This is a genomic window from Streptomyces sp. NPDC006309, from assembly GCF_040613095.1.
Classification (GTDB): Bacteria; Actinomycetota; Actinomycetes; order Streptomycetales; family Streptomycetaceae; genus Streptomyces.
This window is the reverse complement of the sequence record NZ_JBEXRO010000003.1, coordinates 133,476-158,573: the sequence shown is the minus strand read 5'-3', so window position 1 is coordinate 158,573 and position 25,098 is coordinate 133,476. Positions and strand designations below refer to the sequence as shown.

General features: G+C 72.0%; 22 protein-coding genes. 14 read left to right on the top strand and 8 right to left on the bottom strand.

The window, feature by feature from the left end; all coding sequences use genetic code 11:
• Nucleotides 1–68: 68 nt before the first annotated feature.
• The 4 genes from ABZ117_RS05470 (at nt 69) to ABZ117_RS05455 (ending at nt 3,785) form a co-directional block, all read left to right on the top strand.
• Nucleotides 69–2,273: an MMPL family transporter gene (locus ABZ117_RS05470; protein ID WP_356817638.1), complete on the top strand. Its 2,205-nt coding sequence runs from the start codon at nt 69–71 to the stop codon at nt 2,271–2,273.
• 147 nt (nt 2,274–2,420) lie between these two features.
• A complete protein-coding gene (locus tag ABZ117_RS05465) occupies nt 2,421–3,272 on the top strand; it encodes a helix-turn-helix transcriptional regulator (RefSeq protein WP_356817637.1) in 852 nt (283 codons plus the stop codon).
• Entirely contained in the window at nt 3,269–3,454 is a 186-nt protein-coding gene (locus ABZ117_RS05460) for a DUF397 domain-containing protein (RefSeq protein ID WP_356817636.1), read from the top strand. Before ABZ117_RS05465 ends, ABZ117_RS05460 begins: the two co-directional genes overlap by 4 nt.
• Nucleotides 3,455–3,509: 55 nt before the next feature.
• Nucleotides 3,510–3,785, top strand: a complete 276-nt coding sequence (locus tag ABZ117_RS05455; RefSeq protein WP_356817635.1) for a DUF1876 domain-containing protein — start codon at nt 3,510–3,512, stop codon at nt 3,783–3,785.
• Between the two features lie 3 nt (nt 3,786–3,788).
• Here the strand turns inward: ABZ117_RS05455 and ABZ117_RS05450 are convergent, their stop codons facing one another.
• The 4 genes from ABZ117_RS05450 to ABZ117_RS05435 form a co-directional block, all read right to left on the bottom strand.
• The gene (locus tag ABZ117_RS05450; protein ID WP_356817633.1) at nt 3,789–4,970 is read right to left on the bottom strand and encodes a serine hydrolase domain-containing protein; all 1,182 of its coding nucleotides are present in this window, start codon (nt 4,968–4,970) and stop codon (nt 3,789–3,791) included.
• 107 nt (nt 4,971–5,077) lie between these two features.
• Nucleotides 5,078–5,836 (bottom strand): ABC transporter ATP-binding protein, encoded by a 759-nt coding sequence (locus ABZ117_RS05445; RefSeq protein WP_356817631.1) that lies wholly within the window; start codon nt 5,834–5,836, stop codon nt 5,078–5,080.
• Nucleotides 5,824–6,585 carry a cobalt ECF transporter T component CbiQ gene (gene cbiQ, locus ABZ117_RS05440; protein ID WP_356817629.1) on the bottom strand — a complete coding sequence of 254 codons (762 nt, stop codon included), beginning with the start codon at nt 6,583–6,585 and terminating at the stop codon, nt 5,824–5,826. The genes ABZ117_RS05445 and cbiQ overlap by 13 nt, the downstream gene beginning before the upstream one ends.
• Nucleotide 6,586: 1 nt before the next feature.
• Nucleotides 6,587–7,630 (bottom strand): energy-coupling factor ABC transporter permease, encoded by a 1,044-nt coding sequence (locus tag ABZ117_RS05435; RefSeq protein WP_356817627.1) that lies wholly within the window; start codon nt 7,628–7,630, stop codon nt 6,587–6,589.
• Between the two features lie 149 nt (nt 7,631–7,779).
• On the opposite strand from ABZ117_RS05435, the gene ABZ117_RS05430 reads away from it, so the two are divergent.
• On the top strand, nt 7,780–8,118 hold the full coding sequence (locus ABZ117_RS05430) for an SsgA family sporulation/cell division regulator (protein WP_356817625.1): 339 nt from the start codon (nt 7,780–7,782) through the stop codon (nt 8,116–8,118).
• Nucleotides 8,119–8,204: 86 nt separating this feature from the next.
• Here the strand turns inward: ABZ117_RS05430 and ABZ117_RS05425 are convergent, their stop codons facing one another.
• The 3 genes from ABZ117_RS05425 to ABZ117_RS05415 all read right to left on the bottom strand — a co-directional run bounded on the left by ABZ117_RS05425 (nt 8,205) and on the right by ABZ117_RS05415 (nt 12,797).
• On the bottom strand, nt 8,205–9,875 hold the full coding sequence (locus ABZ117_RS05425) for a penicillin-binding transpeptidase domain-containing protein (RefSeq protein WP_356817623.1): 1,671 nt from the start codon (nt 9,873–9,875) through the stop codon (nt 8,205–8,207).
• 96 nt (nt 9,876–9,971) lie between these two features.
• Nucleotides 9,972–11,606 (bottom strand): penicillin-binding transpeptidase domain-containing protein, encoded by a 1,635-nt coding sequence (locus ABZ117_RS05420; RefSeq protein ID WP_356817621.1) that lies wholly within the window; start codon nt 11,604–11,606, stop codon nt 9,972–9,974.
• 249 nt (nt 11,607–11,855) lie between these two features.
• Nucleotides 11,856–12,797: a hypothetical protein gene (locus ABZ117_RS05415; protein ID WP_356817619.1), complete on the bottom strand. Its 942-nt coding sequence runs from the start codon at nt 12,795–12,797 to the stop codon at nt 11,856–11,858.
• Between the two features lie 35 nt (nt 12,798–12,832).
• On the opposite strand from ABZ117_RS05415, the gene ABZ117_RS05410 reads away from it, so the two are divergent.
• Together ABZ117_RS05410 and ABZ117_RS05405 are read left to right on the top strand one after the other, a co-directional pair.
• On the top strand, nt 12,833–14,239 hold the full coding sequence (locus ABZ117_RS05410) for a hypothetical protein (RefSeq protein ID WP_356817617.1): 1,407 nt from the start codon (nt 12,833–12,835) through the stop codon (nt 14,237–14,239).
• Entirely contained in the window at nt 14,239–14,793 is a 555-nt protein-coding gene (locus ABZ117_RS05405) for an NUDIX hydrolase (RefSeq protein ID WP_356817616.1), read from the top strand. Before ABZ117_RS05410 ends, ABZ117_RS05405 begins: the two co-directional genes overlap by 1 nt.
• A 220-nt stretch (nt 14,794–15,013) precedes the next feature.
• Here ABZ117_RS05405 and ABZ117_RS05400 read toward each other — a convergent pair whose 3' ends face one another.
• Nucleotides 15,014–16,771, bottom strand: a complete 1,758-nt coding sequence (locus tag ABZ117_RS05400) for a phospholipid carrier-dependent glycosyltransferase (protein WP_356817614.1) — start codon at nt 16,769–16,771, stop codon at nt 15,014–15,016.
• A 126-nt stretch (nt 16,772–16,897) separates the two neighbouring features.
• Here ABZ117_RS05400 and rsmI point away from each other — a divergent pair, with 126 nt between their 5' ends.
• The 7 genes from rsmI (at nt 16,898) to ABZ117_RS05365 (ending at nt 24,808) form a co-directional block, all read left to right on the top strand.
• Complete coding sequence (gene rsmI, locus ABZ117_RS05395) at nt 16,898–17,746, top strand: 16S rRNA (cytidine(1402)-2'-O)-methyltransferase (protein ID WP_356817613.1); 849 nt, start codon at nt 16,898–16,900, stop codon at nt 17,744–17,746.
• Between the two features lie 191 nt (nt 17,747–17,937).
• The gene (locus ABZ117_RS05390) at nt 17,938–18,351 is read left to right on the top strand and encodes a hypothetical protein (RefSeq protein WP_356817611.1); all 414 of its coding nucleotides are present in this window, start codon (nt 17,938–17,940) and stop codon (nt 18,349–18,351) included.
• 47 nt (nt 18,352–18,398) lie between these two features.
• The gene (locus ABZ117_RS05385) at nt 18,399–19,295 is read left to right on the top strand and encodes a TatD family hydrolase (protein ID WP_356817609.1); all 897 of its coding nucleotides are present in this window, start codon (nt 18,399–18,401) and stop codon (nt 19,293–19,295) included.
• Between the two features lie 114 nt (nt 19,296–19,409).
• A complete protein-coding gene (locus tag ABZ117_RS05380) occupies nt 19,410–20,810 on the top strand; it encodes a ubiquitin-like domain-containing protein (RefSeq protein ID WP_356817607.1) in 1,401 nt (466 codons plus the stop codon).
• Between the two features lie 74 nt (nt 20,811–20,884).
• Entirely contained in the window at nt 20,885–21,772 is an 888-nt protein-coding gene (gene rsmA, locus ABZ117_RS05375) for a 16S rRNA (adenine(1518)-N(6)/adenine(1519)-N(6))-dimethyltransferase RsmA (protein ID WP_356817605.1), read from the top strand.
• A gap of 241 nt (nt 21,773–22,013) precedes the next feature.
• Nucleotides 22,014–22,907 carry a 4-(cytidine 5'-diphospho)-2-C-methyl-D-erythritol kinase gene (locus ABZ117_RS05370; protein WP_356817603.1) on the top strand — a complete coding sequence of 298 codons (894 nt, stop codon included), beginning with the start codon at nt 22,014–22,016 and terminating at the stop codon, nt 22,905–22,907.
• A gap of 92 nt (nt 22,908–22,999) precedes the next feature.
• Entirely contained in the window at nt 23,000–24,808 is a 1,809-nt protein-coding gene (locus tag ABZ117_RS05365; RefSeq protein WP_356817601.1) for an ABC-F family ATP-binding cassette domain-containing protein, read from the top strand.
• Nucleotides 24,809–25,098: the final 290 nt, after the last annotated feature.

The following is a 25,098-nucleotide window of genomic DNA, read 5'->3' as shown; positions in this document are numbered from 1 at the left end:
CCGCTCACGTCGTCGGGCTGATCACCCCTGCCCAGCTGAATCCACGACCTGACCGGGAGTACGCCTCCGTGGCCACGTTCCTCTACAAACTCGGCCGGCTCGCCTTCCGGCGACGCCACTTCATCGCCCTCATATGGGTCGCCCTGCTCACCCTCGCGGGGGTGGGCGCCGCGTCCGCGCCGGCGGCCGGCAACACCTCGTTCTCCATCCCCGGCACCGAGGCCCAGAAGGCCTTCGACCTGCTGGAACAGCGCTTCCCCGGCATGAGCGCCGACGGCGCCACCGCCCGGGTCGTCTTCAAGGCCGACCACGGCGGGAAGATGACGGACGCCGGCAACAAGGCGGCCGTCGAGAAGACCGTCAAGGAGCTGGGAAGCGGCTCCGAGGTCGCCTCCGTCGCCGACCCCTACCGCGGCCACGCCGTCAGCAAGAACGGCACCGTCGCCTACGCCTCCGTGAAGTACAAGGTCTCCGGCATGGAACTGGAGGACTCCTCCCGGGACGCCCTCAAGGCCGCCGCCCAGCACGCGCGGGACGCCGGACTGACCGTCGAGGTCGGCGGCGACGCGCTGAACGCGACGCCCGGGACCGGCTCAAGCGAGGTCATCGGCATCGCGATCGCCGCCGTCGTCCTCGTCATCACCTTCGGCTCCCTGCTCGCCGCCGGGCTGCCCCTGCTGACCGCGCTCATCGGCGTCGGCATCGGCGTCTCCACCATCGCCGCGCTCGCCTCCACCCTGGACCTGGGCTCCACGACCTCCACCCTGGCCTCGATGATCGGCCTCGCCGTCGGCATCGACTACGCCCTGTTCATCGTCTCCCGCTACCGCGCCGAACTCACCGAGGGACGCGAACGCGAGGAGGCCGCCGGCCGCGCCGTCGGCACCGCCGGCTCCGCGGTGGTCTTCGCCGGCCTGACCGTCGTCATCGCCCTGGTCGGCCTGTCCGTCGTCAACATCCCGATGCTGACGAAGATGGGCGTCGCCGCGGCGGGCACCGTCGCCATCGCCGTCCTGATCGCCCTCACGCTGATCCCCGCGCTGCTCGGCTACGCCGGCCGCAAGGTGAAGCCGACCGGTGAGAAGAGCAGGCTGCTCGGCGGCGGCCGGGCCCCGAAGAACCCCGGCCGCCCCAACATGGGCACCCGCTGGGCCCGCTTCGTCGTCCGCCGGCCGGTCGCCGTGCTCCTGCTCGGTGTCGTCGGCCTCGGCGCGGCGGCCGTCCCGGCCGCCTCCCTGGAGCTGGGCCTGCCCGACGACGGCTCCCAGCCCGTCTCCACCACCCAGCGCCGCGCCTACGACCTGCTCTCCGAGGGCTTCGGCCCCGGCTTCAACGGCCCCCTGATGGTCGTCGTCGACGCCAAGGGCAGCAAGCACCCCAAGGCCGCCTTCACCGAGGTCCAGGACCAGATCAAGGGCCTGAAGGACGTCGTCACGGTCACGCCGGCGGCGCCCAACAAGGCGGGCGACACCGCGACCATCACCGTCGTACCCAAGTCCAAGCCGTCCTCCGCGACTACCGAGGACCTGGTGCACGCCATCCGGGACAAGGGCACGGACATCGCGCGGGACACCGGCTCCACGGTCCTCGTCACCGGCTCGACGGCGATGAACATCGACGTCTCCCAGAAGCTGAACGACGCCCTGCTGCCCTACCTCGCCCTGGTCGTCGGCCTGGCCTTCCTCCTGCTGATCGTGGTGTTCCGCTCGGTCCTGGTCCCGCTGAAGGCGGCCCTCGGCTTCCTGCTGTCGGTGCTCGCCGCCCTCGGTGCCGTCGTCGCCGTCTTCCAGTGGGGCTGGCTGTCCGGCCTGATGAACGTCGAGCAGACCGGCCCGGTCATGTCGATGATGCCGATCTTCATGGTGGGCGTCGTCTTCGGCCTCGCGATGGACTACGAGGTGTTCCTCGTGACCCGCATGCGGGAGGCGTACGTCCACGGCGAGAGCCCCGGCCAGGCCGTGGTGACGGGCTTCCGGCACGGCGCGCGCGTCGTGACCGCCGCCGCCGTCATCATGATCGCCGTCTTCTCCGGCTTCATCGGTTCCAGCGAGTCGATGGTCAAGATGATCGGCTTCGGCCTCGCGATCGCCGTCTTCTTCGACGCGTTCATCGTCCGCATGGCCATCGTCCCGGCCGTCCTCGCCCTCCTCGGCCGGCGCGCCTGGTGGCTGCCGAAGTGGCTGGACCGCGCACTGCCCAACGTCGACGTCGAGGGCGAGGGGCTGCGCACCGCCGCCGACCCCGACGCGGAGAAGGAGTTGGTACGCGCCTGACGCGGCGCGTCCGACAGCGGCCGGTGAGGGTCGCCCCGTGGGAACGGGGCCGCACCCTCACCGGCCTTCCCTTGTCCCGCCTCTGTCCCGTGCTGTCCCGGCTGTCCCTCGCGTTGTACGGGTACGGCAGCGACTGGAGGTGGGACGTTGAACGAGGATGTGGACGAGGCGGGTTGGGACGTCGAACCGGGGGACGAGATCGAACCCGTGGTGCAGGCGGTGGGACGCCTGCTCAAGGTGTGCCGGGAGTCGGCGGGGATGCGGGTACTGGACCTGGGCGAGGTGACCGGGTACGGCGAGGACATGATCCGCAAGATGGAGCGGGGCCAGCGGATCCCCCGGCCGGAGTTCCTGGACCGGGCGGACCAGGTGCTGCGGGCGCAAGGTCATCTGCGGGCCTTCACGGAGGACATGCGCAAGGCGCGGTACCCCAAGAAGGTGCGGGAACTGGCCCACATGGAGGGCCGTGCGGTGGAGATGCTGCTGTACAGCACCCACAACATCCACGGTCTCTTGCAGACACCGGAGTACATGAGAGCGCTGTACGAGGTACGGCATCCGCCGCTGTCCGAGGACGTCATCGAGCGGGAGATCGCCGGACGCGTGGGACGCCAGTCCGTCTTCGACCGGGAACCGGCCCCCTCGCTCAGTTTCATCCAGGAGCAGGTGACGCTGGAGCGGCCTATCGGGGGGAGGATGGTGCTGCGCCGACAGCTCGAACATCTGCTGGTGGTCGCGCAATTGCGGAATGTCTCTCTCCAGATCATGCCGACCGAGCGGCAGGAGCACGCCGGGATGTCAGGAGACGGCCGGATCCACGTGCTGAAGTTCGCGGACGGCTCGGGGATCGGACGCGCCACCGGCGCCTTCAACGGACGGCCGGTCGAAAACCCCAGAGATCTCCGCATCCTCGAATCGCGTCATGGGATGATCCGGGCGCAGGCTCTCACACCGAGGGAGTCGCTGGCCTTCATCGAGCAAGTGCTGGGGAGACTATGAGCACGCCGGAATTGCACTGGTTCAAGAGCACCTACAGCGACGGCAACGACCCCGGCGACTGCGTCGAAGTAGCCACCACCCCCACCGCCGTCCACATCCGCGACTCCAAGACCCCGGACACCGCCCGGCTGAAGGTGGCGCCCTCCGCCTGGGCGCGCTTCCTGGCGACGCTGCCGACATGACGGGCCGGGGTGCTGTGGCGCACCCTGGGAGGAGTGGTTCTCGGAGGTGGTCCTCATGATGCACACCACTGTGGGATGGCACGTGGAGCTGGAGTTCCTGGAGGACGATCAGCACACACGCGCGGTGGCCATGGTGCGCCTGCCCGACGGCAGCGAGGTACGGGCGCACGGCCGCGCCAGCCGGCACCGCGTGGACGCGAACCAGCCCCGGGTCGGCGAGGAGGTCGCCGGTGCCCGGGCGCTCAACGAACTGGCCATGCGGTTGCTGGCCAAGGCGCACGAGGAGATCGACGAGGATTCCGGGCGGACCTCGCACCCGATCAACGTGTGACGGTCAGCGGGCGAGCGCCGTGCGCAGGGCGCGGACCAGCGCCTGCGCCCTCGGGTCCGCCGTCACGCTCTTGCGGAAGCCGTTGGTGACGTAGCCGAAGGCGATGCCGGTGTCCGGGTCGGCGAACGCGAGGGCGCCGCCCCGGCCCGGGTGGCCGAAGGAGCCGGGGGAGAGCAGCGGGGACGCGGCGCCGTGCAGCATGTAGCCGAGGCCGAAGCGGGTGTTCACCACCAGGACCCGGTCCGCTCCGGCCGACTGTTCGGCGCGGGCCAGTTCCGTCGTGGCGGGGGTGAACAGGCGGGTGCCGCCGTCCACCTCGCCGATCAGCGAGGCGTAGAAGCGGGCCAGCCCGTCGGCGGTGGCGATGCCGTTGGAGGCGGGCAGGGCGGCGGCGCGGTAGGCGGGATCGTTCTCGTCGGGCAGCGGGGTGATCGCGGCGAACGCGCGGCGGGTCAGGGAGCCCGGGTCGGCGTAGGCCTCGGCCACCGCCCGCTTGGGACGTGTCCTGAGGCCGCCGGCGGTCGCGGGCGCGTCCAGCGGGCCGACACGGCCCACACGCGCGTGCTCCGATTCCGGCAGGCCGAGCCACAGGTCGGCGCCGACGGGGCCGGCGATCTCGTCGGCGATCCACTCGCCCACGGGACGGCCGGTGACCCGGCGGAGCAGTTCGCCGGTGAGCCAGCTGTAGGTCTGGGCGTGGTAGCCGTGGTCCGTGCCCGGCTCCCACACCGGGGCCTGGGCGGCGACGGCCGCGGCACCTGTGCCGGGGTCGGCGGCCTCGGCGGGGGTCAGCGGGCGGTCCAGTACGGGCACGCCCGCGCGGTGCGCGAGCAGGTGCCGCACCCGCGTGTGCTCCTTGCCGGCCGCCTTGTACTCCGGCCAGTACGTGCCGACCGGGGCGTCCAGGTCCAGGTTTCCGCGCTGGTGCAGGAGCAGCAGCGCGGCGGCGGCGACGCCCTTGGTGGCGGAGCGCACGATCTGCGCGGTCCCGGCCCCCCACGGCGCCGCACCGGCCGGGGCGTCCGGCACGTCGACGTCTCTGGTGCCGGCCCACAGGTGGACCACCCGGTGTCCGTCGCGGTAGACGGTGACGGCCGCGCCGCGCTCGCCCAACTGCGCGAAGTTCCCTGCGAACGCCTCCTTGACCGGCTCGAAGCCCTCGGCCACAGTGCCGTGCACGTCCACGCCCGCCGTCCTTCCCTCGCCTGCGACAGAGGGTGCAACATCGGCCGCGGAGCTGCGATTCCTCGGCGGCGGCGGGCTGGAACGTGAGGTGTCTCTCAGCCCGGCGGTCACGCGCCCGTCGTCACGGACTTCGGGTCGAAGCCGAAGGGCAGTTCCAGCCGGTGTGCCCGCATCAGCGTGTCGTCGGAGAGCAGCCCGCCGGTCGGGCCGTCCGCCACGATCACGCCGTCGCTGAGGATCAGGGAGCGCGGGCACAGCTCCAGCGCGTACGGCAGGTCGTGGGTGACCATCAGCACCGTGACGTCCAGGGCGCGCAGGATGTCGGCGAGTTCGCGGCGGGAGGCCGGGTCGAGGTTGGAGGACGGCTCGTCCAGGACCAGGATCTCCGGTTCCATGGCGAGCACGGTGGCCACCGCGACCCGGCGGCGCTGGCCGAAGGACAGGTGGTGCGGGGGCCGGTCGGCGAACTCCCGCATGCCGACCTGTTCCAGCGCGGTGCGCACCCGCTCCTCCAGCGCGGCTCCCTTCACCCCGGCGGCGGCCGGCCCGAACGCCACGTCCTCCCGCACGGTCGGCATGAACAGCTGGTCGTCCGGGTCCTGGAAGACGATGCCGACCTTCTGCCGGATCGCGGCCATGTGCCGCTTGCCGACGGGCAGCCCGGCCACGGTCACCGTGCCGGTGCCGCCGCCGAGGATGCCGTTGAGATGCAGCACCAGCGTGGTCTTGCCGGCGCCGTTGGGGCCGAGGAGTGCGACCCGTTCGCCGCGGGTGAGGGAGAAGTCCACGCCGAACAGGGCCTGGTGCCCGTCCGGGTAGGCGAAGGCGAGGCCGGAGACCTCCAGAGAAGCAGTCACAGTACCCATCCCAGCAGACAGACGACGAGGGCGGCGCAGGGCAGGGTGAGGGCGTGCCGCCACTGTGCGCGGTCCGCGGTCACCTCGTCGATGACCGGCATCGCGCCGGCGTATCCCCGGCTCACCATGGCCAGGTGGACGCGCTCCCCGCGCTCGTAGGATCGGATGAACAGCGCGCCGGCGGACTTGGCGAGCACGCCCCAGTGCCGCACGCCCCTCGCCTCGAAGCCGCGCGACTCACGGGCGATCCGCATCCGGCGCATCTCGTCGGTGATGACGTCGCCGTAGCGGATCATGAAGGACGCGATCTGCACGAGCAGCGGCGGCAGTCTCAGCCGCTGGAGCCCGAGCAGCAGTTCCCGCAGTTCGGTGGTGGCGGCCAGCAGCACGGAGGCGGCGACGCCGAGGGTGCCCTTGGCGAGCACGTTCCAGGCGCCCCACAGCCCGTTGACGCTGAGCGAGAGCCCCAGCACGTGCACCCGTTCGCCCTCCGCGACGAACGGCATGAGCACCGCGAACGCGACGAACGGCACCTCGATCAGCAGCCGTCCGAGCAGGAATCGGGCGGGCACGCGCGCGTGGTGCGCGACGGCGGCGAGCAGCACGGCGTACCCGGCGAACGCCCACATCGCCTCGCGCGGGGTCGACACGACGACCACCACGAACAGGAACGTGGCGGCGAGCTTGGTGTGCGGCGGCAGGGCGTGCACGGGCGATTGCCCGTGCCGGTAGAGCCTGTGCGCGTGTCCGGCGCCCACGTCAGACGACCGTGTTCGCGGGGGAGACGTCGTCGCCGCGCCGCCTGCGCACCGCCCAGAACACCGTGCTGCCCGCGACGATCGTGACGCCGACGCCGATGACGCCCGCGAGGCCGCCGGACAGCCGGGAGTCGTTGACGTCCCTGACGCCGTAGCCGGCGAGCGGCGAGCCGGACGCGGTGTGCTTCCGCGCCTTCCGGTCGATCCCCTTGTCGTGCGCGACCTTCTCCAGGCCGTCGGGGCTGGCGGAGGCGTAGAAGCTGACGAAGCCGGCGAGGACGAGGGAGGTGACGAGGCCGGTCACCCACAGCGTGCGCCGCGAGGTGCGCGCCGCCACGGGCGCCGCGGGAGCCGGCGCGTCCACCAGCACGCCGTCCACGCGCAGCCGGAGCCGCTGGTGCAGGCCGCGCGCGCCGTGCACCAGGTCGGGCCGTACGGCGATGACGGCGCCGACGGTCAGCGCGGTGATGACCGCCTCACCGATGCCGATCAGCACGTGGACGCCGATCATGGCCGTCGCGACCTTGGCGAGGGACACGTCGGTGGTGCCGCCGACCGCGTAGATCAGGGTGAAGGCGACCGCGGCGGCCGGCACGGACACCAGCGCGGCGACGAAGGAGGCGACGGTCACCGAGCGCCGCTTGCGGGGCAGCACGGCGAGCAGGCCGCGGAAGACGGCATAGGACACGACGGTGGTGACGATCGCCATGTCGGTGATGTTCACGCCGAGCGCGGTCAGCCCGCCGTCGGCGAACAGCACGCCCTGCATGAGCAGCACCACCGACACGCACAGCACGGCGGTGTACGGGCCGACGAGTATCGCGGCGAGGGCGCCGCCCAGCAGATGACCGCTGGTGCCGCCGGCGACGGGGAAGTTGAGCATCTGTACGGCGAAGATGAACGCCGCCACGAGACCCGCGAGCGGTGCCGTCCGCTCGTCGAGTTCGCGGCGGGCGCCGCGCAGGCTCACCGCGAGGGCGCCGGCGGCGACCACTGCGGTGACCGCGGAGGTGGGGGCGTCGATGAATCCGTCAGGTACGTGCACCGTACGATTTTAGGCCCTTGTTGCGAACGCTTTGCAAGAGAGACCCGGTCTCGCCTTTCACCGGGGCGGAATCCGGAAAGTGTGCGACGCTGGATAGAAAGCGGATGCACAGCTTTCGCATACGTCACGCTGCGTGAGAGGGCGGTCCGATGTCGGTAGTCGAACAGTACGCGCGCGCCCATATCGTCACGGACGAGGAGGACCCGGGGTCCGTACCCGTCATGCTGCGCTACGACCCCGACAGCGACCCCCGCTCCGTCCGCGTCGGCCTTCCCGGACCGCACGAGTGGACCTTCTCCCGCGCCCTCCTCGAACAGGGGCTGCGGACGCCGGCCGAGAGCGGCGACGTCCGCGTCTGGCCCTGCGGACGCGTCCAGGCCGTCGTCGAGTTCCACACCGACCACGGCGTCGAAGTGGTCCAGTTCGAGTCGAAGACCCTGATCAGATTCCTGCGCCGGACGTACACCGCCGAGCCCGTACGGGTCTGACCGGACCAGCCCGCACCGGTCTGACCGGCCGAGCCCGTACGGATGTGACCGGCCGAGCCCGTGCGGATCCAGGGCCGGCCGCCGGATCAGCCGCCCGTCCGCAGCAGCGTCGCCACGATCGGGCCGGCCGTGTCGCCGCCGTGGCCGCCCGCCTGGACCACGCCCGCGGCGGCGAGGTCGCCCCGGTATGCGGTGAACCAGCCGTTGGGCTTCTTCTGTCCGTCGACCTCCGCCGAGCCGGTCTTCGCGCCGAAGTCCGGGCCGAGCCCTGACATCGCCTCGGAGGCGGTGCCGGAGGCGGCCGTGTACCGCATCAGCTCGCGCAACTGCGACAGCGTCCGGGCCGACAGCCGGCGGGACGCGGTGGCCGGGGTGCGGTGGTCCACGGCCGGGGAGACCAGGTAGGGCTGGTGGAAGGTGCCCGACCTGACCGTGGCGGCGACCGAGGCCATGTTCAGCGGGTTCATGCGCACCCCGCCCTGCCCGATCAGCGAGGCCGCCATCTGGGCCGCCGACTGCACCGGCACCGAGCCGTCGAAGGTGGGCACGCCGATCTGCCAGTTGTTCCTGGACAGGCCGAAGACCTGCTGGGCCTGCCGGGTCAGGTCGTCGTTCTTCAGCTTCTTCGCCTGGCTGACGAAGGCGGTGTTGCAGGAGCGGGCGAAGCTCGCCTTGAACGTGCCGCCCTTGATCTGGAAGTCGTCGTCGTTGTGGAACTTCCAGCCGCCGTACGTGACCGTCTTCGGACAGGGATGCGTCCGGTCCGCGGCGGCCAGACCCTTGTCGATCAGCAGCGAGGACGTGATGATCTTCATCGTGGAGCCGGGCGCGAGAGCGCCCTGGAAAGCGGTGTTGAAGCCGTGGCCGCTGTTGGCGACCGCGAGGATCTCACCGGTCGAGGGCCGCAGGACGACCACCGAGGCACGCGCGCGCCGGGCCACCTGCCGCTCGGCCACCGCCTGGAGCGCCGGGCTGAGCGTCGTACGCACCGTGCCCGGAGTGCCCTGGCTCAGCTCCACCAGCGTCCTGTCGGACAGCTTGGCCGCCCGGGACGCCTTGCCGCGCACCACGCGCAGCTCGACGCCCGCGGTGCCGCCCGCCCTCTTGCCGTACTTCTCCCGCAGGCCGTCCAGCACCGTGCCCAGCGACGGGTACCGGGCGGCCGTCACCTCGCCGCCGTCGCGGTCGAGCGCCTTGACGGGCGGGGTGCCGGACGCGCCGGTGACGAGCGTGTCGCCGTCCTTCAGGCCGGGGTGGACCACGGACGCGTGCCAGTCGACCAGCGGCCTGCCGTCGCTCGCCCGGCGCACGACGGTGAGCGAACTGCCGTAGGACAGCGGCTTGCTGAGGTGGCGGTAGGCCACCGTCGCCCTGACGGAGAAGGGCACCGCGGCGCCCTTCGCCGGGCCGGGGGTGAGCGTGACGTCCCTCACGTGGGCGTCCTTGCCGTAGCCGGTGAGCAGCCCGCGCGCGGCGGACGGGTCGTCGGTGGCGGCGGCGGCCTCGAAGACCCTGCCCCGCTGCCAGGCGGTGAGGAAGCGGGTGGCGGCCGTGCGGACCTCGGTGGCGGTGAGCGGGCCGGCCGGTACGGGCTTGTGGCCGGCGGTGGCGGCGGGCCGCTCGTCGGCCGCGGCCCCGCCGCCGTAGAGCGCCCAGGCGCCGAGTGCGGCGCCGCCGACCACCACGGCGATCATCCCGCCGAGTACGGCCGGACGGGTCTTCCGTCCTCCCTCGGCGACACGCCTTCTCTTGCCCACAGCCTCTGTTCCTCCACGCCTTTCGCAGGCTGCCCGCAGCCTTCACCCACCCCAACGACCGCATTCACCTTAGAGTCCCCGTTTTCGCGGGTGACATCAGCCGGCGTTCCGTAGCACGCTTGCGACAATCGGACCGGCCGCGTCGATGCCGTGGCCGCCGTCCTCCACCATCGCCGCCGCGGCCACGTCGTCGCGGTAGCCGGCGAACCAGCTGTCCGACCTGGTCTCCCCGTCGACCTCCGCCGAACCCGTCTTCGCGCCCACGTTCCCGCTCAGCCCGGCCATCACTCCCGCCGCGGTGCCGCTGCGCGCGGTGCGGTTCATCATGGCGCGCAGCTGCGCGACCGTGCCCGGCGGCAGCCCGCGCGCGCGTGCCGGTGTGCGGCCGTCCAGGGAGAGCGGCGCGAGCACCGGCTGCCGGAAGGTGCCGGTCATCGCGGTCGCCGTCACGGAGGCCATGTTCAGCGGGCTCATCTGGACCTGGCCCTGGCCGATCAGCCCGGCCGCCTTGTCGGAGCCGCCGGCGGCGGGCACCCGGCCGTCGAAGGAGGGCACGCCGATCTGCCAGTTGTTCCGGCCGAGCCCGAAGCGCTCCTCGGCCTCCCGGGTGAGGGTGTCCGGCTTCACCTCGTCCGCGAACTTCACGAACGCCGTGTTGCAGGAGCGGGCGAAGCTCTCGGAGAGGGTGGCGTGGTCGTCCGGCGCCAGGCCCTTGAGGTTGCGGAAGGTCTGGCTCATCGAGACGGCGGACGGCGGGCAGGGCGCCGGGCCGTTCGCGGTGGCCGTGCCGGCGTCGATCAGGGCCGCCGCGCTGATGATCTTCATGGTGGAGCCCGGTGCGCGTTCGCCGAGCAGGGCCGCGCTGAAGCCGTCGTTGCGGTGGTCGGCGACGGCAAGGATCTCGCCGGTGCTCGCCTCGACGGCCACGACGGAGGCGTCCGGGTACTTCCCCACGGCCGTCTCGGCCGCCGTCTGCGCCCGCGCGCTGAAGGTAGTGCGGAGCCGGCCCGGCCTGCCCTTGACCAGGGTGAGCAGCGGCGTGTCGGCCCGGTCCGCGCCGTCCGCGCCCGCGTGACGGATGGCCAGCTCCACACCGGCCCGGCCGCCCGCCTTGTCGCCGTACCGCTTGCGCAGCTCGTCGAGCACGGGGCTGAGGGAAGGGTACTTCTGCTTCGTCAGGACCCCGTTGTCGCGGTCCACGGCCTCGATCGGCGGGGCCGCCGACTCGCCGGTCACGAGCGTGTCGCCCTTGCGCAGCCGGGGATGCACCACGGACGGCTGCCAGTCGACCAGCGGGCGGTGCGAGGTCTCCCCGCGGACGACGCTCAGCCTGCTCCGATAGGTGAGCGGTCGCGACCTGCCCTCGTACGACACCTCGGCCGTGACGGTGAACGGCACGGTCCGGCCGGCGGCCTCGCCGGGGGTGACGCGCACCTCGCTGATGTGCGCGTCACCGCTGTAGGCCGTCAGCAGCTGCCGGGCCGCCTGCGGGAAGTTCGTGTACGAGGCGGCGGTCGCCGCGTCGCCCTTCTCCCAGGCGGCGAAGAAGCGCGCGGTCGTCTCCTTGACCTCGGCGGCGTCGGGCGGCCCGGTCCGCACCGCCACGGCATCCCCGCCACCGCCCCCGTCGCCGTCCAGAGCGGTCAGCAGGCTGTAGGCCCCGTAACCACCACCGCCCAGCACCACCGCGCACACGCCGCCTATGACCCCGGCCCTGACTCCCCTGCGCACCGCGCGCTCCTCCCCGTGTCCCCGTCGGGCCCCTGCCGCACCCGGTTTCCTGAACGCGTTCAAAAATAGGTTGCCGCAGGCACTCTATGCGGCGGGGAAGCCTCCGCAACGGATCTTGTCAAAACCGTGACTCAGACCCAGGTGTCCAGCGCGTCAGGAGTAAGGGCAGGCGCGGGGGCAACCGTCGGCTCATGCTGGCGTCGCGCCCCTCAATGGAGGCGGCGCCGACGGTTGACCGTCGGAACCGGATCAGTTTTCATCGCCCTCAATTTTTCGGAGGCTCAAGACGGAATAGAGCCTGCGCTCGCGCCCGCCGGCGAACACGACTTTGGTCACCTCGACCTCGGCTGCAACTCGCTTGTTGAGATACAGGTCGAGTCGGCCGGTCAGCTCTTCATCGGTACTGGCACGGATGATGTCACCGCTGTCAGTGCGAATTTGGACGTTGCCGCGGAAATAGCTGGCCGCGCCCAGCCAGCCGGTCACCGTCATCCGTTCGGCCTCGGTGAATTCGTTCTCCTCGCAGAGGTAACGAACCCGTTGCACCCCTGCGGGCGTCCAGTCGCTCCGCCTGACAATCCCTCCACGCGCATGCCAGGTCACCCGTACGCCCATGTCGGCATCCGTGAGGCCGGCTGTGAGTGCTCCGAGGTGCTTCAAGGCTCTCTGGCCGAGCGGGGCAAGCTGCCCGGTCAGCAGATCGTTGGAGGAGTTGACTCCTTCCGAGAGGTCAGCGATGTCGAGAACCTTTTTCACCGCTTCATCGAGGACCGTGTGCAAGTGTCCAGGAAGCTCACCGAAGAGATCGTATTGATCTGCATTGACCGGTGGGCCATACATTGCCACCCCAAAAGGGGATGGGTAGGTGGCGGTGGCGCTCAGAGTGGTGGCATCGAGAATGTCGCGCGGAATCGAAGCGACGCTCGTCGGGCGCCCATAGACGGCTTGCGCAACCGCGGAAACCGACTGCTGTAGATTGGCCAGGAAATCCCCGAGCATGGAAACAGGAACCGTGTGTCGGCTTGTCGGCGCACCGGTCAAAGCCACATCGAGTCGCCGCCGTTCTGAATCCTCGGTCGGGTCCCCGACGGCTTGCAGAAGTCGCTTGCGCTGGACCGCGGCGAATTCCGCAGGTGTCGCTGGAGCTTCTGCCTGCCCATGGGCGTCCCAGTTCTCCCACGAGCTTGCCAAGGTCGAACAGGCTCCGTTGTTCCGTCCATCGGCACATGCTGAACTGGCTCACGTATGGACGCCACAGAAAGGGCTGGTACATGACCGCGGTCCTCAGCACAGAGTGGGACAGTGTACGGCAACGAGCCAGGCTGAGTGCCCAAGCGCCCGGGGCCATCGCCCCGATGGAGCGGCTGCCCGCGCTCATGCGGGCAGAGCTGCTTGGACGGCTGCGCTGGGAAGTCATCCAGGGCGGCTCTCTGTTCCTGACCTATCCCCAACTGCTCGATGGTGCCGTCTTCGCTGTACTCCGGCCCGCCGCACTCCTCGACGAGTTGGCGATCCGGGCGATCGGTGGTGGCGCGGTCCTGCCGATCCGGGTGAACTCCCGAGACGGAGATCTGGCCAGACAGCTGATCGCGATGCTTTCGACCGGTTTCCTCTTCTCTTCTCTCCCGGTTTCCGACGAACAGTGCTTACGGCTCCAACGTGAGTTGGCCGTTCATGCGGACGCCGAGGCTGCGGTCGCAGCTCTCGCCGCGGAGGGCCCGGTCGGCATGGCGGATCAGTTGTTGGCGGCGACCGATGTCCTCGACGCTCCGCTACGGCGGCGCACAGTCGCCCGGTGGAGTGAATGGCTGGAGGCCGCCGAGCAGGGTCTGCTGGAGGTCAGCCCTCTGACGCCGGCCGACTACGCAACCGCGTATGCGCTGCGTCCCCCGCCAAGCCCGGGAGATGTGACCAGTGGCGAGGGCCGGGCGGTGCTCGCTGCCTGGACCAGCGGGGAGCTCGACGTGAATGGCCTGCCTAGCCGTAGTCGCCTGTACGAAAGCCTTGCGCCCCTGCTGCGCTCCGGTGATCCGGTTGCGCAAGCGGATGCACAGACACTGCGCGAGTCCTTCGACGAGACGTACTACCGAGCGATCGCAGCGAGCGAAGGCTGCTTGCTTGGGCTGGCCTCACCGCGACGCAGTGTGCGGCGCCGCGAGGCAGCGACGCTAGTGGAGCAGACACCGGTCGTGATTTACCCGACCCGGTTCGAACTGAGGCTCGGCCTGATGAGTGGTGCGCAGTGGCAGAGTTATACGGATGATGCAGCCGAGGCCCTCGCCCGTTGGTGGCACCGGCGTGACCTCGATGCACTGCAGGAGGTGGGCGACCTGCTTGGGAAGCGTACGAAAGAACCACCGCCCGGTGGCATGGATGGGGTATCGGTAACTCGACTCCAGCGTTTCGCACAAAGCACGCGCGAGGTTACCGCTCAGATGGTTGCCGGAGGCGGAATGAGCTTGGCGACTAGCCTGCTCGGTGAAGGGACGTCTGGCGTGTTCGCCGCTGGCGCAGGGGGAGCGCTCGCACCGGTGGTCGTTGCGGCTGTAACAGCCGGGGTGACCCGCCTGACCGGCTTTCGCGGGCGGTACGACGTGGTAGAGCTCCCTGGAGTGCTGGGGAGGAGGGTTTAATGGACACTGAGGCGCCGCGTATGCATACCCACACGGCCTACACCGATGCCGACGGCGGGCGATGGTGCGAGGTCTACCTCGATACCTACCGCTTGCCCTCTGGCGCCGAGACCATCCGGCACCGCATCCGCGTTGGCGGTGGCCGTACAGGGGTCGTGGTACTGGCTCGACGAGGTGACGACATCCTGCTGGTCCGCCAGTGGCGAGCGACGATTGGTCGGTGGGCCTGGGAACTTCCACGCGGTTTCGGCGAGACCGACCCTGTCTCGGATGCGTTGCGTGAACTGGTTGAGGAGGCGGGCCTGGTCGGCTCTGCAGCGGTTGCAGTGGCGTACCTGGACATCGACTCCGGCATGCTGGAGAACGAAGTTGCCATCGTCGAAGTCTCGGTTCAGGGTGACGCCCCACTGCGCCCTGGTTGGGCCGGCGACGGCGAGATCGCCGCGGCGCGTTGGTGGAGTTCAGACGAAATCGCAAAAGCGATCCGTGCGGGAGAGCTGCGAGATGGCTTCACGCTTGCCGCGCTCGGGGCATCCAACGCGGCTCGTAGCTAGGCGAGGTGCTACTTAACAGGCATGACTTCCCGGCGTCTCCTGACAGCGCCGAAGTCCTTGGGATATCTGGGCGGCCGGGAGGCGGCGCGGCGAGCGGTCCAGGCGCGCCGGGCAACCGGCGTCCGGGCCCGCGCCGGCTGGGCGGCGCTGCACGCCCGCCGGCCGCTCGACCCGCACCTCGTGGTCTACTCGGCGTCCTCGCACCAGGGCCTGCTCGGCGCTAGACCCATGTGTCCAGCCACATCCGCGCCCGCCAGCCGTCCAGCGGGATCGCCGTGCCCGTGTACAGCGGCCAGAAATAGATGAAGTTCCAGGTGATCAGCAGGACCAGGACGCCCGCCGCCGACGCGCCGATCACGCGGCGGGTGTCGGTCGAGCCCGGCGGGCCGATCACCGCGCCGGTCATCATGGCCACCGCCAGGCACAGGAAGGGCAGGAAGACGACCGCGTAGAAGAGGAAGATTGTGCGCTCCTGGTACATGAACCAGGGGAGGTAGCCCGCCGCGATGCCGCAGGCGATGGCGCCGGCCCGCCAGTCCCGGCGGAACGCCCACCGCCACAGGACGTAGGCGAGCGCGAGGCAGCCCGCCCACCACAGCAGGGGCGTGCCGAGTGCGAGGACCTCGCGGGCGCACTTCTGGCCCGCGTCCACGGGGCAGCCGTCGGCACCGGGGGAGGGGGACTCGTAGAAGTACGACACCGGGCGGCCCAGCACGATCCAGCTCCACGGGTTGGACTGGTACGTGTGCGGCTGCGACAGGTGCAGGTGGAACTCGTACACCTCGTGCTCGTAGTGCCACAGGCTGCGCAGCCAGTCCGGCAGGAAGGACCAGGTGCCGCCCCTGCCCTCGGTGGCCGCCCAGTTGCGGTAGTAGCCGCCGGTGCCGTCGGTGGCGGAGAGGATCCAGCCCGTCCAGGAGGCCACGTAGACGACGAGGGCCACCGGGACGGTCGCCACGAAGGCGAGGCCGGTGTCGTACTTGAGGACGGCGGCGTACGGGCGGCGGGCCCCCGCGACCTTGCGGGTGCCGACGTCCCACAGGACGGTCATCACACAGAACGCGGCCAGCACGTACAGGCCGTTCCACTTGGTGCCGACGGCCAGGCCCAGCATCAGTCCGGCCGCCCAGCGCCAGGGCCGCAGACCGAAGCGGAAGGTGTCGGCGACGTGCCCGTCGGGGCGGACCCGGCCGTCCGGGGCCACGGGCAGCGCGGCGGCCAGCCGTTCCCGGGCCCGGTCCCGGTCGACGACGAGGCAGCCGAACGCGGCCACCACGAAGAACATGAGCACCCCGTCGAGCAGCGAGGTCCGGCTCATCACGAAGTGCAGCCCGTCCACCGCCATCAGCGCGCCCGCGAGGCAGCCCAGGAACGTCGAGCGGAACATCCGGCGCCCGATCCGGCACAGCAGCAGCACGCTCAGCGTCCCCAGCAGCGCCGTCATGAACCGCCAGCCGAACGGGTCGAACCCGAACACCAGCTCGCCGAGCCCGATGACGTACTTGCCGACCGGCGGATGCACGACGTACGACGGGTCCGTCGGGAGCCCGATCCGGTCGTGCTGTTGCAGCACCAGGTCGTTGGCGGTCTTGCCGTACTTGTCCCAGCTGACCTCGAAACCGCGGTGGACGATCGCCCACGCGTCCTTCGCGTAGTACGTCTCGTCGAATATCACCTGATCCGGCCGGCCCAGGTTCCAGAACCGCATCAGGCCCGCCATCAGCGTCACCAGCAGCGGCCCGCCCCAGCCCGACCAGCGGGTGATCCGGTCGGCCAGGACCGGCGGCACGCCGAACACCCGCCACAGCCGGGGGCTCGGCCCGGCGTACGGCGGCACCAGCCGGTCGCGTACGTCGCCCGCGGGCGCGTCCGCGGGCGGCGCGTACCCGAAGCGGCGCAGCCGCTGCTGCCACGACGGCCGCCGGTCGTGCGGCGCCTGCCCCTGCCGGAGGTCCATGGAGGACGCGGTACTGGTCACCGCGCCATCGTAGGGAACCGTGCTGTGGGAGTCCCGCGCAAGCGCGGTACCGGTCGGGACACGGTCGCGCTCCCCGGCCGCTCGGGCGCCCGGAGCCGGACCCGTGACTCCTGGGAGGATGGGGGCGTGACTGGAACCCTTGTCCTCGCAGGTACCCCCATCGGCGACGTCGCGGACGCGCCGCCCCGGCTCGTCGCGGAACTGGCCGGCGCCGACGTCGTCGCCGCCGAGGACACCCGGCGGCTGCGCCGGCTCACCCAGGCGCTGGGCGTCACGCCCAAGGGCCGCGTGGTCTCCTACTTCGAGGGCAACGAGTCCGCCCGCACCCCGGAGCTGGTCGAGGAGCTGCTCGGCGGGGCCCGCGTCCTGCTGGTGACCGACGCCGGCATGCCGTCGGTGTCCGACCCCGGGTACCGGCTGGTCGCCGCCGCCGTCGAGCGGGACATCCGGGTCACCGCCGTACCCGGCCCGTCCGCCGTGCTCACCGCGCTCGCCCTGTCCGGGCTGCCCGTCGACCGGTTCTGCTTCGAGGGCTTCCTGCCGCGCAAGGCCGGGGAACGGCTGTCCCGGCTGCGCGAGGTCGCGGACGAACGGCGGACCCTCGTCTACTTCGAGGCCCCGCACCGGCTCGACGACACCCTCGCCGCGATGGCCGAGGTGTTCGGCGCCGGCCGGCGGGCCGCCGTCTGCCGCGAGCTGACCAAGACGTACGAGGAGGTGCGGCGCGGCCCGCTGGACGAGCTGGCGCGGTGGGCCGCGGAGGGCGTGCGCGGCGAGATCACCGTCGTCGTCGAGGGCGCCCCCGACACCGGGCCCGAGGAGGTCGGCCCCGCGGAGCTGGTCCGCCGGGTCCGGGACCGCGAGGAGGCGGGCGAGCGCCGCAAGGAGGCCATCGCGGCCGTCGCGGCGGAGGCGGGCCTGCCCAAGCGCGTGGTCTTCGACGCCGTGGTCGCCGCCAAGCGCGCCGGGGAATGAGCCGGTCCGCGCACTTCACGCCCCATAGGACGGCAAAGGGCTGACGAGCCAGGCAAAGCCCACGCGCCTCATCCGCGGTGCTTGGGCAAGCCCCGCCCAAATCGGCTCCAACACTCGGCAGACCCGATGCGTTCAGGCCGGTGGCGCAGTCCACTGGTCGCAAGGACGCACCCGTCCACAAGGGAGCTGGCATGAGTGAGAACGCAGGGCAGACCGGCCTCCACGGCACGGCCACGGCGGTCGTTCACGAGTCGTATTCGTTCGCCTGCATGCGCTGCGGGCACGGCTGGGAACAGTCGTACGAGATAGAGCACCACACGGACGCGCAGGGGGAGAAGTTCGTGCGGTACGTGGCCGACGGGCGGGTCGTGCCGTCACCGCTGAGCCGGCCGGGCTGCCAGAACTGCGACGGCCGCGTCGTACGGATCATGCGCGCGGGCCAGGTCTCCTCGGTGCGCAGCGCGGCCGAACGGCAGCGGCACCAGGTGCCGCAGGCCGGTCCGGCCGAGGCGCCGCAGGTGCCCGGACCGGGGGCGCCGGCCGGGCAGCCGCACCACTGGCACCTGTCCGACCTCCTGCACCCGTTCCAGCGCGGGGCGAGCTGACCGCAGCACCGGTCCGCACGGGCCCGCCCCTTTCGTAGGATCGGGGCATGCCTTCGAACACCGGCCGCGGCCCCACGGACGACCGCAACGCGGCACCACCGCTTCCGGCACCCCTCCAGGTGCCCGTCGCCGACTCGCACACCCACCTCGACATGCAGTCCGGCACCGTCGAGGAGGCTCTGGCGAAGGCCGCGTCGGTGGGCGTCACGACGGTCGTCCAGGTCGGCTGCGACATCAAGGGCTCGCGGTGGGCCGCCGAGACCGCGGCGGCGTTCGAGTCCGTCCACGCCACCGTCGCCCTCCACCCCAACGAGGCGCCGAGGATCGTCCACGGCGACCCCGACGGCTGGTCCCGGCAGGGCGCCCGCACCCCGGGCGGCGACGCGGCGCTGGACGAGGCCCTCGCCGAGATCGACCGGCTGGCCGGGCTGCCCCAGGTCAAGGGCGTCGGCGAGACCGGCCTGGATCACTTCCGCACCGGGCCCGAGGGCAAGGCCGCGCAGGAGCGGTCCTTCCGCGCCCACATCGAGATCGCCAAGCGGCACGGCAAGACCCTCGTCATCCACGACCGCGACGCCCACGCCGACGTCCTGCGCATCCTGAAGGAGGAGGGCGCCCCCGAGCGCACCGTCTTCCACTGCTACTCCGGCGACGCCGAGATGGCCGGGATCTGCGCCCGCGCGGGCTACTACATGTCCTTCGCCGGGAACGTCACCTTCAAGAACGCCCAGAACCTGCGGGACGCTCTCGCCGCCGCCCCGCCGGAGCTGGTCCTCGTGGAGACCGACGCGCCCTTCCTGACCCCGGCGCCGTACCGCGGACGGCCCAACGCGCCGTACCTCGTCCCGGTCACGGTCCGCGCCATGGCCGCCGTGCGCGGCACCGACGAGGACACGCTGGCGACGGCCCTGAGCGCGAACACCGCCCGCGCCTTCGGTTACTGAACCACCCGCCGGGCCGCGACGGCGTGTAGTCGCGCCGCTTTGGAGAGTGACCGGCGCTCCGCTAGGTTCTGGGGGCCCGATCCGGACCCCTGTGGCCCTCTGGAGCGTGTCGGCGTGACCACATCGCAGTACGAGACCCAAGAGGCGTACGGCCCCAGCGGCGCGCCGCCGGGCGCGCCGGGCGGCGCGTGGCCCGGCCTGCACGACGCGGAGACGGTGACGTACGGGGTCCCGGTCCCGGTGTACGGGGTCGTGTACGACGACACCTGCCGGCCCGCGTACGAGACCCGGACGGCCCCGCCCCCGGTGGCGCCCACGCCCACCCTCACGCTCACGCCGGCACCGGTGGACGAGCCGGGCGCGCGCGCCCGAACGGACGGGCGGGCCGCGCGCCGGCGCAGGGCCCGCTACACCGAGCGCCCCGACTCCGCCATGCGCCGCCTGCTGCCGCAGGCACTGGTCGTGGCCTTCCTGGCCGGCGGCACCACCGCCTTCGTCGCCGAGGACAAGGCCGTCGAACTGAGCGTCGACGGCCGCCAGCGCGTCCTGCACACCTTCGCCGACGACGTGGGTGAACTCCTCGCCGAGGAGGGCGTACGGGTGGGGGCGCACGACATGATCGCCCCCACCCCCGGCACGGCCCTGCACAGCGGTGACGCGGTCGCGGTGCGGTACGGCCGCCCCGTCCGGCTCACCCTGGACGGCCGGCCGCGCGAGGTGTGGACGACGGCGCACACGGTGGAGGGCGCGCTGGACGAGCTGGGGGTACGCGCCGAGGGCGCCTACCTGTCGGCCTCCCGCTCCCGGCCCATCGGACGCACCGGGCTCGCCCTCGACGTGCGCACCGAGCGCGCCGTCACCGTCCTCGCGGACGGCCGGACCCGGACCGTCCGCACCAACGCGGCCACCGTCCGCGAGGCGGTCGAGGAGGCCGGGATCACCCTGCGCGGCCAGGACGCCCTCTCCGTCCCGCCGGACAGCTTCCCGCGCGACGGGCAGACGGTGACCGTGCTGCGGATCAGCGGCGTCCGGGAGGTCCGCGAGGAAGAGATCCCGTTCGGCGTCCGGCGCGTTCAGGACCCCACCCTGTTCCGGGGCACCGAGGTCATCGCCCGGCCCGGGCAGCCCGGACTGCGCCGGACCACCTACCTGCTGCGCACCGTCAACGGGGTGCGGGAGAAACCCCGCCGCGAGCGGACCGAGCTGGTGCGCGGGCCGCGCCCGCAGGTGGTGCGGGTGGGCACCAGGGCGCGGCCCGCCTCCGTGGACGGCGCCGACCGCCTGAACTGGCGCGGCCTCGCCGCCTGCGAGTCCGGCGGCCGGCCGCACGCGGTCGACCCCTCGGGGACGTACGGCGGCCTGTACCAGTTCGACGCGCACACCTGGCACAGCCTGGGCGGCAGCGGACGCCCGCAGGACGCATCGGCGCAGGAGCAGACGTACCGCGCGAAGAAGCTGTACCTGAGCCGCGGCGCGACCCCCTGGCCGCACTGCGGAGCACGCCTGCACACGTAGGCGGCGGGGGGCGGGCACGAGCGGGCGCCGGGCGTCTGGTGAGAGGGCCGGTGCCGCCCCCGTACCCTTGTCCCGTGAGCAGCCCCCTCCCCGACGCCCTCCTCGGCCCGGCCGACATCCGTGAACTCGCCGCAGCACTCGGTGTCCGTCCCACCAAGCAGCGCGGCCAGAACTTCGTGATCGACGCCAACACGGTCCGCCGGATCGTCCGGACCGCCGGCGTCCGCCCCGACGACGTGGTCGTCGAGGTCGGCCCCGGGCTCGGTTCCCTCACCCTCGCCCTGCTGGAGGTCGCGGACCGGGTCACCGCCGTCGAGATCGACGACGTCCTGGCCGCCGCGCTGCCCGCCACCATCGCCACGCGCATGCCGGAGCGCGCCGACCGGTTCGCGCTGGTCCACTCCGACGCGATGCACGTCACCGGGCTGCCCGGCCCCGCGCCGACGGCCCTGGTGGCGAACCTGCCGTACAACGTCGCCGTCCCCGTGCTGCTGCACATGCTCGACACCTTCCCGAGCATCGAGCGGACGCTGGTGATGGTGCAGTCCGAGGTCGCCGACCGGCTCGCCGCCGCACCGGGCAACAAGGTGTACGGCGTGCCGTCCGTGAAGGCCAACTGGTACGCCGAGGTGAAGCGGGCCGGAGCCATCGGGCGCAACGTGTTCTGGCCCGCGCCGAACGTGGACAGCGGGCTGGTCTCCCTCGTCCGGCGGACCGAGCCGGTCCGGACGACCGCCGCCAAGGACCAGGTCTTCCGGGTGATCGACGCGGCCTTCGCCCAGCGCCGCAAGACGCTGCGGGCGGCGCTCGCCGGCTGGGCCGGGTCCGCGGCGGCGGCCGAGGCGGCCCTGGTCGCGGCCGGGGTGTCGCCGCAGGCCCGCGGGGAGGCCCTGACGGTGGAGGAGTTCGCCCGCATCGCCGAGCATCGTGACGCCGGGGACGCCGCCCGGCAGGCCGGTTAGCGCCCACGGCACCCGACGCCGGCGGCGCACGGTGACCCCGGAGCCGCCGGTGACCCTGGTGATGCCGGTGACCCCGGTGATGCCGGTGCAGCCGGCACCCTCGGCGGCACCGAGCGGCCCCGGCACCGCCGCACCGGCCCGTACGGCCCGCACCGCTCGTGAAACCCGCACCGCCCCGTACGGCCGGTACAGCCCGCACCGCCCCCGTAAAGCCTTCGTCCCTCAAGGAGCCCGGTCAGCAGTGAGCGTCACGGTCCGTGTCCCCGCCAAGGTCAACGTCCAGCTCGCGGTGGGCGCCGCCCGCCCCGACGGGTTCCACGACCTCGCCAACGTCTTCCTCGCCGTCGGCCTGTACGACGAGGTCACCGTCACCCCGGCCGACGAGCTGCGCGTCACCTGCGCGGGCCCCGACGCCGACCAGGTACCGCTGGACCGCACCAACCTCGCCGCGCGCGCGGCCCTCGCCCTCGCCGGGCGCCGGGGCGTCGAACCGGCCGTGCACGTCCACATCGCCAAGGACATCCCGGTGGCCGGCGGCATGGCGGGCGGCAGCGCGGACGGCGCGGGCGCGCTGCTCGCCTGCGACGCCCTGTGGGGTACGGGCGCCTCCCGCACCGAACTCCTCGACATCTGCGCCGAACTCGGCAGCGACGTACCGTTCAGCCTGGTCGGGGGCGCCGCCCTCGGCGTCGGCCGCGGCGAGCGGCTGACCGCCCTGGAGGTCGGCGGCACCTTCCACTGGGTGTTCGCGATGGCCGGACGGGGCCTGTCCACGCCGGCGGTCTTCCGGGAGTTCGACCGGCTGGCACACGGCCGGGACATCCCCGCACCGGTCGCCTCCCCGGACCTCCTGGAGGCGCTCGCCAAGGGCGACCCGGCGGCGCTTGCGGCGGCCGTCTCCAACGACCTCCAGCCCGCGGCCCTGTCCCTGTTCCCCGAACTGGCCGACACCCTGGCCGCGGGCCGCGCGGCGGGCGCGCTCACCGCGCTGGTCTCGGGCTCCGGGCCGACGACCGCGTTCCTGGCGCGCGACACCGAGTCGGCGGAGCGGATCGCGCGGGCGCTGCGCGCCTCGGGAACGTGCCGGTCGGTACGGACGGCGGCGGGCCCGGTGCCGGGGGCGACCGTCCTGTGAAACAGGCTCGAAGGAGCATCCCCGCGCACCCCGCATCCACCCCCCGAAGGCCTACGCTAGAAGGCTGACCGACCCCCGCGCACAGGAGTGAAATGGCCGTCAACCTGGTCAATGTCGAGAACGTCAGCAAGGTGTACGGCACCCGTGCCCTGCTGGACGGCGTCTCGCTCGGTGTGTCGGAAGGGGACCGGATCGGCGTCGTGGGACGCAACGGCGACGGCAAGACCACCCTCATCCGGATGCTCGCCAAGCTGGAGGACGCCGACACCGGGCGGGTCACGCACTCCGGCGGGCTGCGCCTGGGCGTACTCACCCAGCACGACTCCCTCGACCCCGCCGCCACCGTCCGCCACGAGGTCATCGGCGACCTGGCCGACCACGAGTGGGCCGGCAATGCCAAGGTCAGGGACGTGCTGACCGGTCTGTTCGGCGGGCTCGACCTGCCCGGGTTCCCCAAGGGCCTCGACACCGTGATCGGCCCGCTGTCCGGTGGCGAGCGGCGCCGGATCGCGCTCGCCAAGCTGCTCATCGAGGAACCGGACCTGGTCGTCCTCGACGAGCCCACCAACCACCTCGACGTGGAGGGCATCGCCTGGCTCGCCGAGCACCTGCGCAACCGGCGCTCGGCGCTGGTCTGCGTGACGCACGACCGGTGGTTCCTGGACCAGGTCTGCACCCGCATGTGGGACGTGCAGCGCGGCGACGTGTACGAGTACGAGGGCGGCTACTCCGACTACGTCTTCGCGCGCGCGGAACGCGAGCGGATCGCCGCCACGGAGGAGACCAAGCGGCAGAACCTGGTCCGCAAGGAGCTGGCCTGGCTGCGGCGCGGCGCGCCCGCGCGGACGTCCAAGCCCCGCTTCCGCGTCGAGGCCGCCAACGAGCTGATCGCGGACGTGCCGCCGCCCCGGGACAGCAGCGAGCTGATGAAGTTCGCCTCCTCCCGGCTCGGCAGGACCGTCTTCGACCTCGAGGACGTCACCGTGCAGGCCGGGCCCAAGGTGCTGCTCAAGCACATCACCTGGCAGCTCGGCCCGGGCGACCGGATCGGTCTCGTCGGCGTCAACGGCGCCGGCAAGACCTCCCTGCTGCGCGCGATGGAGGCGGCGGCCCGCACGGAGGGCGAGGCCCAGCCGGCGGGCGGCCGTATCGCCGTCGGCCGGACCGTCAAGCTCGCCTACCTCTCCCAGGAGGTCACCGAACTCGATCCGGCCCTGCGGGTGCTGGAAGCCGTGCAGCAGGTCCGCGAGCGCGTCGACCTCGGCAAGGGGCGCGAGATGACCGCCGGGCAGCTGTGCGAGACGTTCGGCTTCAACAAGGAGAAGCAGTGGACCCCCGTCGGGGACCTCTCCGGCGGTGAGCGCCGGCGGCTCCAGCTGCTGCGGCTCCTCATGGACGAGCCCAACGTCCTCTTCCTGGACGAGCCCACCAACGACCTCGACATCGAGACCCTCACCCAGCTGGAGGACGTCCTCGACGGCTGGCCCGGCTCGATGATCGTCATCTCCCACGACCGGTTCTTCGTGGAGCGCACCACGGACCGCGTGTTCGCCCTCCTCGGCGACGGCGCCCTGCGGATGCTGCCGCGCGGCATCGACGAGTACCTGGAGCGGCGCCGGCGCATGGAGGAGACGGTCGCCGCGCAGACCGCCACCGCGGCGCCCAAGCCGGCCACCACGGAGCGCAGCGCCGCCGACCAGCGCGTCGCCAAGAAGGAACTCCAGAAGATCGAGCGCCAGTTGGACAAGATCTCCGAGAAGGAGTCCACGCTGCACGCCCAGATCGCCGACAACGCCACCGACTTCACGAAGGTGGCCGAACTCGACACCCGGCTGCGGGACCTCGCCGGGGAGCGCGAGGAACTGGAGCTGCGCTGGCTGGAACTGGCGGAGGACGCGTAGCGCGCCCGCACGGCGCGTGGCGCGTACGCGCGGTGCGCGGTGCGTACGCGCGGTGCGTAGGCACGGCGCGATCCAGCCGCGTACCAACCGCGTACGACGCCGTCGCGCGCCCTGCGTGAAGGGCGCGTGAAGGCGCATAACGGGGGCGTCACGGGCCCGTCCTCCCTTGGGAACAGCGGAGGGCGCGGGCCCGTGCGCTGTCGGTGCCGGGTGATAGAAAGAGCCGTCCGAGAACCGACTCAGTACGACCTTGGGTCCGTCACGAACCTCAGGGCGTGGCTAAAAATCAG